This is a genomic window from Serratia sp. CY33802, assembly GCF_052169095.1.
Lineage (GTDB): Bacteria > Pseudomonadota > Gammaproteobacteria > Enterobacterales > Enterobacteriaceae > Serratia > Serratia bockelmannii.
This window is the reverse complement of the sequence record NZ_JBJNLL010000002.1, coordinates 325,832-339,153: the sequence shown is the minus strand read 5'-3', so window position 1 is coordinate 339,153 and position 13,322 is coordinate 325,832. Positions and strand designations below refer to the sequence as shown.

Below are 13,322 nucleotides of genomic sequence, written 5' to 3'. Positions count from 1 at the left end.
TCCCACTCGTGGCCACACGTGGGCAGGGTAGACCGCAGTCGGAATCCATAAAAGACGATTGTTTGACCTTTTTCTGTACAGGTAGCTCAATATATCGCCACTGACGTTAGGTTGTCTGCTGTTATATGCATTAATACTGGATTATTAGTCAGATGTGTCGCTAAATGGAATTGTGTCGGCGCGGCGTTTTTGGCAAGGAACATCACAACGCCGCGCAGATTGCCGGGTGACAGGCCGGCGATATCGCAGACAGGGACAGACTCATTACATAATAATGCAGTAGAGGTTCGTTTTGACTCCTTCAGATGCCATGCCGGCGCCGCAAGCGCGCCATGCCATTCCCCCCGGTGCGGGGGCGCTGTTCTTCATCCAGATCTTCGCCACGCTGGGTTTCGCCGTACTCTATTCCACGCTGGTGCTGTACGCCACCAAGCGGCTGGGCTTCAACGAAAGCAGCGCCAACGCCATGATGGGCGTGTTCGGCGCCTTCAACTATGGCCTGCACATGTTCGGCGGCTATCTCGGCGGCCGTTTCCTCAGCAACCGCAACCTGTTCGTGCTCGGCATGGTGCTGCAGGTGATCGGCTGCGCGCTGATTGCCGTCGCGGGCGTGTGGGGGCTGTACTGGGGGCTGGCGATGTTCCTGACCGGCAGCGGCCTTAACGTGACCTGCATTAATATGATGCTGACTCAGCGTTTCAAGCCGGACGATGATCGGCGCGAATCGGCCTTCCTGTGGAACTACGCCGGCATGAACCTCGGGTTCTTCGTCGGCTTTACCGTCGCCGGTTATTTCCAACTGACGGAAAACTACCGCGCGCTGTTCCTGTTTGCCACGCTGGGCAACGCGGCGGCGATTATCGTCGCCGTCTGCCGTTGGCGCATTCTGGCCGATCTCAATACGCCGCTGCACGACGCCAGCCGCAGCCAATACCGTTGGCGCATGCTGGTCGGGCTGGCGGTGTTGGTAGCGCTGGTGCCGATCATCCGCGTGATGCTGACCCACGCCGAGTTCAGCGGCCATTTCGTGATTGTGCTCGGCGCGCTGATCTTCCTGATGCTGTGCGTCGTGACGCTGCGCCACCATCCGCGCGATGAGCGCCGCAGAATGGCGGCTTATCTGATCCTGGCGCTGGGCTCGCTGGTGTTCTGGGCGCTGTACCAGCTGGCGCCGATGGGGCTGATGCTGTTCTCCGAGCACAACATCAATCTGAACGTTTACGGCATTCAGGTGGCGCCGCAGTGGATCCAGAACATCAACACGCTGGTGATCGTGGTGGGCGGCCCGCTGCTGGCCTGGTGGTTCAATCGCCTGCGCGCTCGCGGTTGCAACATCGACATTCCGCTGCAGTTCTCGGGATCGCTGTTCTGTATCGGGCTCGGCATGCTGGTGCTGCCGCTGGGCATCAGCATGGCGGGCGGCGACGGGCTGGTGGCGTTTAAATGGATCGTCATCAGCTATGTGCTGCAAAGCGTTGGCGAATTGATGATCTCGCCGATCGGTTACGCGATGATCGGCAAGCTGGCGCCGCCGCGCTATCAGGGCGTGATGATGGGCTGCTGGATGATGGTGACCGGCGTCGCTTCGGTGTTGGCGGGCTACGTCTCCGGCCTGATGCCGGAAAACAGCGGCAACACGCCGCTGCAAACCAATCCCGGCTACAGCGAAATCTTCAGCGCGCTGGGCTGGGGGGCGACGGGCGTCGGCGTGGCGATGCTGATTCTCATTCCGCTGCTGCGGCGCCTTATCCGGCGCGACGGCCCGTCTGCCGCCTGATTGGCGAGTATGCGCAACAGCCCCACTGGTCGGGGCTGTTTTTATTTTGGGCTTTAACGCTTGCATCCGGCGGCGAATCGCGGAAGGCTGGAGGAAAACCAATAAAAACAAACGGGAGCCCGCAGTATGAACATCATTTATTACCACCCCTTGTTTAACGCCCAGGAATGGCTGGCCGGCATCAAGCAACGCCTACCGCAGGCCGAGATCCGCGAGTGGCAGCGCGGCGACGAGCGGCCAGCCGATTATGCGCTGGTGTGGCGCCCGCCGCACGAAATGCTGGCCAACCGCCGCGATCTGAAAGCGGTGTTCGCCCTCGGCGCCGGCGTCGATGCCATTCTTGATCAGGAGCGCAAACACCCCGGCACGCTGCCCGCCGGCGTGCCGCTGCTGCGGCTGGAGGATACCGGCATGGCGCAGCAGATGCAGGAATATGCGCTGAGCTATGTACTGCGCTATTTCCGCCGTTTCGACGAGTATCAGGCGCTGCAGCAGCGGCAGGAATGGCAGCCGCTCGATCCTCACTCGCTGGATGATTTCACCATCGGCATCCTCGGCGCCGGCGTGCTGGGGCAGAGCGTGGCGCGCAAGCTGACCGAGTTTGGCTTTCGCGTGCGCTGCTGGAGCCGCAGCGCCAAACAGATCGACGGCGTGCAAAGTTTCGCCGGGGAGGCGCAGCGCGCGGCCTTCCTCGACGGCGTCAAACTGCTGATCAACCTGCTGCCCAATACGCCGGAGACCGTCGGCATCCTCAACCGCGAGCTGTTCGCGCAGTTGAGCACGGGCGCCTATCTCATCAACATCGCGCGCGGCGCACACCTGGTGGAGGCCGATCTGCTGGCGGCGCTCGAGCAGGGGCAGCTGGCCGCCGCCACGCTGGACGTGTTCACCCGCGAGCCGCTGCCGCAGGATCACCCGTTCTGGCGTCATCCGCGTGTCACCATAACCCCGCATATTGCTGCCATCACGTTGCCGCAGCAGGCGATGGATCAGATCGCCGCCAACATCCGCGCGCTGGAGGCGGGGCACACCCCGGCCGGCGTGGTCGACAGGCAGCGGGGTTACTGATCCTTCAGCCGCCGTTCGGTAACTGATAAGCTGTTATCGTCATCGCGCCTGCCCGTACCTTTGCGGGCGGGCCCTCTGGAAGGAGAAACAATGTACCCCGTTGATTTGCACATGCACACCGTCGCCAGCACCCACGCTTACAGCACGCTGCACGATTACATCGCCGAAGCCCAGCAGAAGGGCATCAAGCTGTTCGCCATCACCGATCACGGCCCGGACATGGCCGATGCGCCGCACTACTGGCACTTTATGAACATGCACGTCTGGCCGCGCCGGGTGAACGGCGTGGGCATCTTGCGCGGTATCGAAGCCAACATCAAAAACCTACAGGGCGACATCGACTGCACCGGCCCGATGTTGACCGCCACCGACGTGATCATCGCCGGTTTCCACGAGCCGGTGTTTGCGCCGCAGGATAAAGCGTCCAATACTGAAGCGATGATCGCCGCGATGGCGCAGGGGGACGTGCATATCATCAGCCACCCCGGCAACCCACGTTATCCGATCGACATTCCCGCCGTCGCGGCGGCGGCGGCCAAATACGAGGTGGCGCTGGAGCTGAATAACTCGTCGTTCACCCACTCCCGCAAGGGCAGCGAGGCCAACTGCCGGGCGATCGCCGCCGCCGTGCGCGATGCCGGCGGTTGGTTGGCGCTGGGTTCGGATTCGCACGTTGCCTTTTCGCTGGGTAACTTTGAGCACTGCGAGCGCATCATCGACGAGGTGGGCTTCCCGCAGGAGCGCATTCTCAACGTCAGCCCGCGCCGGCTGCTGGATTTTCTCGAACGGCGCGGCAAGCCGGCGATTGCGGAATTGGCCGATTTGTGACATCGTCCCGGCAAAATTTTCCGTATTGAATAAGGCTTTATCATGAATGAGTTTTCGATTGTCTGCCGCGTGCTGGGTACGCTGTTCTACCGCCAGCCGCAGGATCCGCTGCTGGTGCCGCTGTTTGCGCTGATCAAAGAGGGCAAGCTGCAGCAGCACTGGCCGCTGGAGCAGGATGACCTGCTGAAGCGCCTGCAGCAGGGCTGCGATGTCAACCAACTGGCGACCGACTTCAACGCGATGTTCGTCGGCAGCGAGTGCAGCGTGTCGCCGTTCCGCTCCGACTACGTCGAAGGCGCCAGCGAAGCGGAAGTGCGCACCTTCTTGCAGCAGCGCGGCATGCCGCTGGCGGAGGCACCGGCCGACCATTTCGGCCAGCTGTTGCTGGCGGCGTCCTGGCTGGAAGATCAGTCGCAGGAAGATGAAGCACAGGCGCAGATCGCGCTGTTCGACGAGTTCCTGTTGCCGTGGTGCGGCCGTTTCCTCGGTAAAGTGGAAGCGCACGCCACCACCGGTTTCTACCGCACGCTGGCGCTGATGACTCGTGACGCCATCCAGGCGATGCGCGACGAGCTGGCGGAGTACGAGCAGGACGACGAAGCGGGCGACGAAGACGCGTAACGCCGCAGCTTATCCCGGCGGGCCGTCCGGCCCGCCGATCCGCTAAACACAGGTTTGCATCCCCCAGACGTAAATTGACAAAAGATCCCCTAATCTGGCGGTTTACCGTCGGTTCGGCCGCGCCTGCGCGCCGCGTTTTTTCACGCAAGGGGTAGATGATGAAAAGTAACTGGATGCAGCAGATTCAAACGTTGATCGGGCAGAAGGCCGGCGCGATGGGCGGGGCGGAAGGCATCGGCAAGCTGCTGGCGCCCACGGCGCTGGGCGGCCTGGTCGGCGTGCTGTTGGCCAACAAGTCCTCGCGCAAGCTGGTGGGCAAGTTCGGCAAGAATGCGCTGATTATCGGTGGCAGCGCGGCGGTGGGCGCAGTGCTGTGGAACAAGTACAAACAGCGGGTGAAAGAGACCCATCAGGACGAACCGCAGTTCGGTTTGCAAACCACGCCGGTGGATCTGCGCGCCAAACGCCTGGTGCAGGCGCTGGTGTTTGCCGCCAAGAGCGACGGCCATATCGATGCCGACGAGCAGCGTGCCATCGATCACAGCCTGGCACAGTTGCAGGTGGGGGAAGAGGCGCAGGGTTGGGTACAGGAAGCGCTCGATCAGCCGCTCAACCCGGAATTGATCGCCCGCAGCGTGCAAAACGAAGACGAGGCGCTGGAGGTTTATTACCTGAGCTGTCTGGTGATCGACGTCGATCATTTTATGGAGCGCGGCTATCTCGATGCGTTGGCACAGGCGCTGAAGATCCCGGCGGACGTCAAGCAGGGCATCGAGAGCGACGTCAACGAGAAAAAGCGCGAGCTGGCGTAGCGCCGCTTGGCAAGCCGGGGGGAATCGTGTCACTCTTGCCGCAATCTATGTAAGCGGATGATTTAGCAATGATGACCCCACCGAAAGCGGAAAAACGTCCTTATCCCATCACTATCCACGGCGACACGCGCGTGGATGACTACTACTGGCTGCGCGACGACGAGCGCGCAGACCGCCAGGTGCTGGACTACCTGCAGGCGGAGAACGCCTATACCGATGCGATGCTGAAGCCACAGCAGGCGCTGCGTGAAACCCTGTACGAAGAGATGGTGGCGCGTATTCCGCAGCAGGAACATTCGGTGCCTTACGTGCGCCACGGCTATCGCTATCAGACGCGCTACGAGCCGGGCAACGAATACGCGATTTCCGTGCGCCAGCCGCAGGCCGAGAGTGAGCACTGGGAGGTGCTTATTGACGGCAACCAGCGCGCCGAGAATCACGAGTTTTATACCCTGGGCGGGCTGGACGTCAGCCCCGACAACCAGCGGCTGGGGGTGGCGGAGGATTTCCTGTCGCGCCGCCAGTATGACATTCGCTTCAAGAACCTGGCCGACGGCAGCTGGGCCGACGAAGTGCTGGAAAACACCTCCGGCAGCTTCGAGTGGGCCAACGACTCCTCGACGGTCTACTACGTGCGCAAGCACGCCAAGACGCTGCTGCCGTATCAGGTCTATCGCCACGTGGTGGGCAGCGATCCGCAGCAGGACGAGCTGATCTACGAAGAGCGGGACGATACCTTTTACGTCGGGCTGGAGAAGACCACCTCCGAGCGCTTTATCCTGATCCACCTGAGCAGCACCACCACCTCGGAGATCCTGTTGCTGGATGCCGATCGTGCGGACGCCAAGCCGCAGCTGTTCGTGCCGCGCCGCAAGGATCACGAGTACGCCATCGATCACTATCACCAGCATTTCTATATTCGCTCTAATAAGGACGGTAAGAACTTCGGCCTGTACCAGAGCGAACAGGCGGACGAAGCGCAGTGGCAGACGCTGATCGCCCCGCGCGCTGACGTGATGCTGGAGGGCTTCAGCCTGTTCCGTGATTGGTTGGTGGTCGAAGAGCGCAATGCCGGCCTGACGCTGCTGCGCCAGATCCACTGGCAAAGCGGCGAAGAGAAGCGCATCGCCTTCGACGATCCGACCTACACCACCTGGCTGGCGTATAACCCGGATCCGGAAACCGCGCTGCTGCGCTACGGCTATTCGTCGATGACCACCCCGACCACGCTGTACGAGCTGAACATGGACAGCGGCGAGCGGACGATGCTCAAACAGCAGGAAGTGAAGAATTTCACGCCGGAAAACTACCGCAGCGAGCGGGTGTGGGTGAAGGCGCGCGACGGCGTCGAGGTGCCGGTTTCGCTGGTGTATCGCCAGGATAGCTTCCAGCGCGGCACCAACCCGCTGATGGTGTATGGCTACGGATCTTACGGCAGCAGTATGGATCCGGCGTTCAGCGCCAGCCGCCTGAGCCTGCTGGATCGCGGTGTCGTGTTCGCGCTGGCGCACATTCGCGGCGGCGGTGAGCTGGGGCAGCTGTGGTATGAAGACGGTAAACTGTTCAACAAGCAGAACACCTTCAACGATTTTATCGACGTGACCGAAACGCTGATCGCCCAGGGGTACGGCGACGGTAAGCGGGTGTTCGCGATGGGCGGCAGCGCCGGCGGTCTGCTGATGGGCGCGGTGATCAACCAAGCGCCGCAGTTGTTCCACGGCGTGGTGGCGCAGGTGCCGTTCGTCGACGTGGTGACCACCATGCTGGATGAGTCCATCCCACTGACCACCGGCGAATACGACGAGTGGGGCAACCCGAACGAGCAGGCCTATTACGACTACATCAAACAGTACAGCCCGTACGATCAGGTGAAGGCGCAGGAGTACCCGCATCTGCTGGTGACCACCGGTCTGCACGATTCGCAGGTGCAGTATTGGGAGCCGGCCAAGTGGGTGGCCAAGCTGCGCGAGTTGAAAACCGACGATCGGCAGCTGCTGTTGTATACCGACATGGATGCCGGCCACGGCGGAAAATCCGGCCGTTTCAAGGCCTATGAGGATATTGCACTGGAGTACGCCTTCATTCTGGCGCTGGCGGAGTAACGGCATTCGGCGGGCGGCCTGCGCCGCCCGCCGTGTTAGCCGATCAGATAGTATTTCAGCGTGTGCTTCATGTCCGGGCTCAGATCGTCGATGGATTTCAGCATCCAGCGCAGATAGCCAGGATCTTCCTGGGCGATGCGATCAATCTCCTGCCCGCGATACTTGCCGAACTTGAACTTCTTCAGCAGCACCGGCTGTTCGGTGATCTGCACCATTTGCTCCGGCGTCCAGCCCGAATCCTTGATGATGCGTTGCAGCAGCGCGGCGGTGACGTAGCAGTCATATAGCGCGCGGTGCGGGTACAGCGTGGCATCTGCCGGCAGCTGCACGTCCAGATTCAGCGCGTAGCGCAGATACTGGTTGCCGTACTTGATGTCCGGATACAGCGTGCGCGCCAGCTTGAGGGTGCAGATCCAGGCGCCGTTCATCTCCGGCAACACCCCGCGATCAAAGGCGGCGTTGTGCGCCACATAGTAGGGGCTGCCCTGATAGCGGCCGATCGCCACCGCAATGCGCGGTTTGTCTTCCACCATCTGTTCGGTGATGTGATGAATCGCCATCGCGTCGAGGCTGATGGGGCGGTCCGGGCTGACCAGATCGCTCATCGGGTTGGTCAATTGGCCGTCGAGCAGATCGAGGGAGGCCACTTCCACCACGCCGCCGTCCAGCCCGCAGGTCTCGGTATCTATTACGCGTAACGTCATGCTTTCCTCCGCGTTGCCGTCAGGCTTCAGCTTAACCGGCACAGGCGGCCGTGCCAACCGTCGCGGGTCTTGTCGGCGATGACAAGACCAGGGGCGTCATCCGGTGCGGCAACCAAAAGCGCTCCCGTTTCATCCCAGATGGCGCTGCGGCCTGCCGGGATCCAGCCACCGGTTGGCGCTGCATGGTTGGCCATCAGCGTGACCATGCCATAACGCCGGGCATAGCCTGCCAGCGTGGCGCTGTCTTTCGCGTAACCGGCTTCAGATACCAGCACGCCGGCGGCATAAATCTGCGCACCCGCCAGCGCGGCGGCACTTGCGTGGCCGGGTTGCGAGGTGTCGGCGCAGATAGCCAGTGCGATGCGTTGCCGATGTATTTCCAGCAGCGTGCCGCCATTACCGGGCAAGAACCGTTGTTGTTCCGCGCCGTGCAGATGTTGCTTGGTATAGGCGGCCACCGCGCCGTTGGGGGGAAAGATCAAGGCGGCGATATGCAGCGCCTGGCCGCTGCGCAAGGGCGCGCCGACGATGATCGTCATCTGATGCGATTGCGCCGCCGCAGCGAGCGGTTGCAGACGCGGATCGCCCAGCGTCAGCGCCAGTTCGGCAGCATCGGCCAGCTCATAGCCGCTTAGCGACAGTTCGGGAAAAACCAGCAGTTGCACCTGCTGTTCGGCTGCCTGCGCGACAAATTCAAGGTGACGTTCAAGGTTGCAGGCGATATTGGCCGCAGCGGCGGGGTATTGGGCGGCGGCGAGGGTAAAGCAGGGCATTGGCCATCTCTCCAGTGAGGCAATAAAAAACCCGCCTTGGCGGGTTTAATGACGGATGGAAGGACGCTTACTCACCAGACGGATGCGCTTTTTTGGCGCGTTTCTCCGCACGTTTCTCGGCTGGGGTTTTCAACGGCTTCTTCTTCGCATTTTTTTTGCTATCCATACCCTTACTCATGATGGCCTCTCGTTACCTATGATTGGGTGGCTTGCTCAGCCATTAACCGCCTAAAGCCGGCAGGATGCAAGCGACAAAGTGCCAGTTGTGTTTAACCTATTGTTTATGCATAAAATTTTGTTTTTAGGTGACCGGGTGTTAAAAATAAATATTATGTTATAATATTACACTTTTGGTGTTGGGAGAGCGCAATGACAGTGATGACATTACCGGATGCGCAGCAACTGCTGGCCATGCCGGATTCTGATTACATGAACTCGGTTCAACGGGCGTTTTTCCGCCAGCTGCTGCAGGATGAGCGGCAAAAGCTGCTGCTGCACATCGATGAGCTGAAAAAAGAGATCGACAGCGGCGAAGCGACGGGCGATGAAGCCGACAAGGCGGCGCGTGAAGAAGATCTGCGCCTGTTGTTCCGCCAGTTGGATCGTGAAAGCCGCCTGCTGCCGAAAATCGATGCGGCGCTGGCGCGGTTGCAGAACGGCGAATACGGCTACTGCCGGGAAACCGGCGAACCCATCGGGCTGGCGCGTCTGTTGCTGCGCCCGACGGCGGAGCTGAGCATCGAGGCGAAAACCGCACAGGAGATGCGCGAGCCGCATATGCGTAAAGGCGGGTAAGGTTTCAGCCGCCGAGCGTATCCACCAAGAGATCGAGAAAGCGCCTGACGCGGGGTTCCAGCAGGCGCTTATTCGGATAGAGCGCCACAATCCTGATTTCTTCACCCTCCACGGCGCGCAGCACCTGCTGCAGACGACCGGCGGCCAAATCCTCCGCAATCATAAAGTCCGGCAGATACGCGATGCCCAACCCGGCCAAGGCCGCATCGTGCAGCGCTTCTCCGCTGTCCAGCCGCAGGCGGCCGCGAACTGGGGCCTTGACCCATTCGCCGCGCTCGTCACGCAGCCGCCAGGGCTGTTTTTGGTTGCGGCTGCTGAACAGCAGAGCCTCGTGCCCGGCGAGCGACTCGACGGTATGCGGTTCGCCACGGGCGGCGAGGTAGGCGGGGGAGGCGCACAGCAGGGCGCGATACCTGGCGAGGGTTCTGGACACCAGCCGGGTATCCGGCGCCGTGACGCCGATCCGTACTGCCAAATCAAATCCTTCTTCCACGACATCCGCCAGGCGATCGGAAAAACTGATCTCCACCTGCACCTCAGGCCAGGCGACGAGAAATTTCGGCACCAGCGGCAACAGGATCCGTCTGCCGAAGGCGGAAGGGGCGGTCAACCGCAGCACTCCGCGTGCGGTGCCCTTGTCGCCGGCCACGCTGGCCTCGGCATCGTCGACCGAAGCGAGGATCTGCAGGCCACGTCGATAAAACTCTCGTCCCTCGTCGGTCAGGCCAAGCGAACGCGTGGTGCGATGCAACAGCCGCACGCTCAGCCGCTGCTCCAGACGCGCGATGGCCTTACCCGCCGCCGAACGCGATAGCCCCATCGTCTGTCCGCCGGCGACAAAACTGCCGGCGTCGACGACGGCCATGAAAACCTGAATGTCATTGAGATTCGCCCGTAGCATGCTGCCCTCCGAGAACCGGTGAAAAGACAATAAATTTAACATGTTCAATATATTAAATGCATTGTCAACGTCGTTTCAGTGACGACATCCATTCGCCAATCAAACGATTATAGTCGTCATGGAAACGATAAACGGTTGGAGAAACAGCATGAAAAATGGCATCACGCACTACCACCACGGGGTCATTTGGGAAGAGGAGAATGGCGTGTCCCAAGGCTATCGCGTCAAGGATACCCTCTACATCTCTGGGCAGTTTTCCCATGATATGCAGGGGGAGTTTGTCGGCGCGGGCGATATCGAACGGCAAACCCAACAGACGTTGGACAATCTGGATCGGGTATTGGCGGGATTCGGTGCCGAACGTTCGAACCTGGCGTATGTGGAGATCTACCTGACCGATGTACTGGCGCACTTTGAACCGTGCGTTGCGTTGTTCAAGCGCTATGTCGGCGATCACCGGCCCGCCGGTTCGCTGATCGGCGTCACCGGGTTGGCTTCGCCCGAGCAATTGGTGGAGATCAGTGCGATCGCGCACCTTAACTGATCGGGCCTGTGGGCGTTTTGCAGGCAGGTCGATGTGATTTTGAGCAAACGCGCGCCGAGTTCTCGGCGCGCGTTCGAGTTTTCGGGTTTTACCGTTGACCTGCCGGGCGGCTTCCGCTTTGATGAAAGCATGACTCACAGAGAGACGGAAAGCGCCATGGAACAATTACGAGGTTTGTACCCGCCGTTAGCGGCATACGACAGCGGTTGGCTGGACACTGGGGATGGCCACCGGATCTACTGGGAGCTGAGCGGTAACCCGAACGGTAAACCGGCGGTCTTCATTCACGGTGGACCGGGTGGCGGTATCTCCCCGCATCATCGTCAACTGTTCGATCCCGAACGCTACAAGGTGCTGCTGTTCGATCAGCGCGGTTGCGGCCGTTCCCGCCCGCACGCCAGCCTGGACAACAATACTACCTGGCACTTGGTGGCCGATATCGAGCGGTTGCGCGAAATGGCCGGCGTCGAGCAGTGGCTGGTGTTCGGCGGCTCCTGGGGGTCTACGCTGGCGCTCGCCTATGCGCAAACCCACCCGGAGCACGTCAGTGAAATGGTGCTGCGCGGCATCTTCACCCTGCGCAAGCAGGAGCTGCATTGGTATTACCAGGACGGCGCTTCGCGCTTCTTCCCGGACAAATGGGAGCGCGTGCTGTCCATTCTGTCAGATGAAGAACGTCAAGACGTGATCGCCGCCTACCGGCAGCGGCTGACCTCGGCCGATCCGCAGGTGCAGCTTGAAGCGGCCAAGCTGTGGAGCGTGTGGGAAGGGGAGACGGTCACGCTGTTGCCGAGCCGTGAATCTGCTTCGTTTGGCGAGGATGATTTCGCGCTGGCGTTCGCCCGTATTGAAAACCACTACTTCACGCATCTGGGCTTCCTGGAGAGCGATGACCAGCTGCTGCGTAACGTGCCGCTGATCCGCCATATTCCGGCGGTGATTGTCCACGGCCGCTATGACATGGCCTGCCAGGTGCAGAACGCCTGGGATCTGGCCAAGGCCTGGCCGGAGGCGGAGCTGCATATCGTGGAAGGGGCGGGGCATTCGTATGATGAGCCGGGTATTTTGCACCAGCTGATGATCGCCACCGACCGGTTCGCCGGCAAGTGACGCAAAAACCCGCCGTAATGGCGGGTTTTGTTATTTGACCTTCGGCTCGTACGGCAGGCGCGAAAATCTGTGGGATTCCGCGCGGTAGTGCGCCACGCGCTCGCGAAAATAGTCGCGCAGCGGCTCCGGCTGCTCGCGCTCTACCACTTCCGGGATCACCGGCATGTTGTAGCGCTCTTTGTACGCCACGCCTGAGGCGGCGAGATCCACGTTCACCCTGTCCATCTCTTCTTTGGACAACTCGGCCAGATTGTAACCCACGCTATGCTCCTTACTTACTTTGCCGCATTGAATCTGCGCAGAAGGTAATCCACCCGGCGGCGCTTGGCAAGCCCGTTGCGCCGCCGTCGCGGGCGATATTTATCCAGCAGTAATGCAATCTATTTATTCTTTTAAATAAGAATGATTCGCTTTATGATTAAAATAAAAGATGAAAATAATTATCATGTTAATTCTCAATATATTGGTGATATTTTAATTTATTGATATTTATGGTTTTTATAATTAATGTGATTTGAGTGTAAATAAGGTGTTTTTATTTTTACGGCAGCAGGGCATAATGCGCGGAAATTAAATTCATGACCTGCAAAATAAAAGGAATCATTATGCTGACGCAAGAAATGACTCAAAAGCTGAATGAGCAACTGAATCTGGAGTTCTACTCCGCCAACCTGTACCTGCAGATGAGCGCATGGTGCAGCGATAAAGGCTTTGAAGGCGCCGCCGCATTTCTTAAAGAGCACTCTCAGGAAGAGATGCAGCATATGCAACGCCTGTTCGACTACCTGAGCGACACCGGTTCTCTACCGCTGCTGGGCAGCATCGCCGCGCCGCCGGTGGCGTTCGAATCGCTGGCGGACGTGTTCCAGCAGACCTACGAACACGAACAGCTGATCACCCGTCAGATCAACGAACTGGCGCACGCCGCCATGACCGCGCACGATTACTCCACCTTCAACTTCCTGCAGTGGTACGTGGCGGAGCAGCATGAAGAAGAGAAACTGTTCAAATCCGTGCTGGATAAGCTGGCGCTGGTGGGCACCAGCGGCAAAGGCTTGTTCTTCATCGACAAAGATCTGAAGAAAATGGGCGCGATGGGTCAGGGCGGCAACGGCCAGGCTTAATCTGCACCAGAACATCGAAAAACCGCGCGCGGGCGAGCCTGACGCGCGGTTTTTTTTACCCTGCGTTTATCGCGGTTATGCGGCGATACGTGCTGCCGGATCGCAAAATGCCAGTGATGCGCTCGACTTGCCGCAGCGTGGTCGTTATGATTTACCGCGATAC

The 13,322-nt window shown here is 60.2% G+C and carries 14 protein-coding genes; 10 read left to right on the top strand and 4 right to left on the bottom strand.

The annotated features are described in order from the left end of the window. Positions 1 to 310: 310 nt before the first annotated feature. From ACJ8HA_RS08135 to ACJ8HA_RS08110, 6 genes are all read left to right on the top strand, one after another. Entirely contained in the window at positions 311 to 1,777 is a 1,467-nt protein-coding gene (locus ACJ8HA_RS08135; RefSeq protein WP_049203463.1) for a peptide MFS transporter, read from the top strand. A 126-nt stretch (positions 1,778 to 1,903) separates the two neighbouring features. Next, the gene (gene ghrA, locus ACJ8HA_RS08130; RefSeq protein WP_043141640.1) at positions 1,904 to 2,845 is read left to right on the top strand and encodes a glyoxylate/hydroxypyruvate reductase GhrA; all 942 of its coding nucleotides are present in this window, start codon (positions 1,904 to 1,906) and stop codon (positions 2,843 to 2,845) included. A 90-nt stretch (positions 2,846 to 2,935) separates the two neighbouring features. Further along, complete coding sequence (locus ACJ8HA_RS08125) at positions 2,936 to 3,673, top strand: phosphatase (protein WP_025302439.1); 738 nt, start codon at positions 2,936 to 2,938, stop codon at positions 3,671 to 3,673. A gap of 42 nt (positions 3,674 to 3,715) precedes the next feature. After that, positions 3,716 to 4,294 (top strand): TorD/DmsD family molecular chaperone, encoded by a 579-nt coding sequence (locus tag ACJ8HA_RS08120; RefSeq protein ID WP_015377474.1) that lies wholly within the window; start codon positions 3,716 to 3,718, stop codon positions 4,292 to 4,294. 158 nt (positions 4,295 to 4,452) lie between these two features. After that, positions 4,453 to 5,106 (top strand): tellurite resistance TerB family protein, encoded by a 654-nt coding sequence (locus tag ACJ8HA_RS08115; protein WP_025302440.1) that lies wholly within the window; start codon positions 4,453 to 4,455, stop codon positions 5,104 to 5,106. A gap of 68 nt (positions 5,107 to 5,174) precedes the next feature. Beyond that, the gene (locus ACJ8HA_RS08110; protein WP_197824734.1) at positions 5,175 to 7,208 is read left to right on the top strand and encodes a prolyl oligopeptidase family serine peptidase; all 2,034 of its coding nucleotides are present in this window, start codon (positions 5,175 to 5,177) and stop codon (positions 7,206 to 7,208) included. A gap of 35 nt (positions 7,209 to 7,243) precedes the next feature. On the opposite strand, the gene exoX is transcribed toward ACJ8HA_RS08110, so the two are convergent. Both exoX and ACJ8HA_RS08100 read right to left on the bottom strand, forming a co-directional pair. Continuing rightward, positions 7,244 to 7,912 (bottom strand): exodeoxyribonuclease X, encoded by a 669-nt coding sequence (gene exoX / locus ACJ8HA_RS08105; protein WP_025302442.1) that lies wholly within the window; start codon positions 7,910 to 7,912, stop codon positions 7,244 to 7,246. Positions 7,913 to 7,938: 26 nt separating this feature from the next. Then, positions 7,939 to 8,685 carry a carbon-nitrogen hydrolase family protein gene (locus ACJ8HA_RS08100; RefSeq protein ID WP_334670843.1) on the bottom strand — a complete coding sequence of 249 codons (747 nt, stop codon included), beginning with the start codon at positions 8,683 to 8,685 and terminating at the stop codon, positions 7,939 to 7,941. Between the two features lie 369 nt (positions 8,686 to 9,054). Between ACJ8HA_RS08100 and dksA the strand changes: the two genes are divergently transcribed. Then, the gene (gene dksA, locus ACJ8HA_RS08095; RefSeq protein WP_025302444.1) at positions 9,055 to 9,480 is read left to right on the top strand and encodes an RNA polymerase-binding protein DksA; all 426 of its coding nucleotides are present in this window, start codon (positions 9,055 to 9,057) and stop codon (positions 9,478 to 9,480) included. A 4-nt stretch (positions 9,481 to 9,484) separates the two neighbouring features. Here dksA and ACJ8HA_RS08090 read toward each other — a convergent pair whose 3' ends face one another. Next, a complete protein-coding gene (locus ACJ8HA_RS08090; RefSeq protein WP_060447374.1) occupies positions 9,485 to 10,381 on the bottom strand; it encodes a LysR family transcriptional regulator in 897 nt (298 codons plus the stop codon). Between the two features lie 148 nt (positions 10,382 to 10,529). On the opposite strand from ACJ8HA_RS08090, the gene ACJ8HA_RS08085 reads away from it, so the two are divergent. Both ACJ8HA_RS08085 and pip read left to right on the top strand, forming a co-directional pair. Next, on the top strand, positions 10,530 to 10,925 hold the full coding sequence (locus ACJ8HA_RS08085) for a RidA family protein (protein ID WP_049203470.1): 396 nt from the start codon (positions 10,530 to 10,532) through the stop codon (positions 10,923 to 10,925). A gap of 156 nt (positions 10,926 to 11,081) precedes the next feature. Further along, positions 11,082 to 12,035: a prolyl aminopeptidase gene (gene pip, locus ACJ8HA_RS08080; protein ID WP_049209433.1), complete on the top strand. Its 954-nt coding sequence runs from the start codon at positions 11,082 to 11,084 to the stop codon at positions 12,033 to 12,035. Positions 12,036 to 12,065: 30 nt separating this feature from the next. Here pip and ACJ8HA_RS08075 read toward each other — a convergent pair whose 3' ends face one another. Next, the gene (locus ACJ8HA_RS08075; RefSeq protein ID WP_043141621.1) at positions 12,066 to 12,296 is read right to left on the bottom strand and encodes a DNA polymerase III subunit theta; all 231 of its coding nucleotides are present in this window, start codon (positions 12,294 to 12,296) and stop codon (positions 12,066 to 12,068) included. Positions 12,297 to 12,640: 344 nt separating this feature from the next. Between ACJ8HA_RS08075 and ftnA the strand changes: the two genes are divergently transcribed. Beyond that, positions 12,641 to 13,159, top strand: coding sequence for a non-heme ferritin (gene ftnA, locus ACJ8HA_RS08070; protein ID WP_025302449.1), 519 nt, complete (start codon positions 12,641 to 12,643; stop codon positions 13,157 to 13,159). Positions 13,160 to 13,322: the final 163 nt, after the last annotated feature.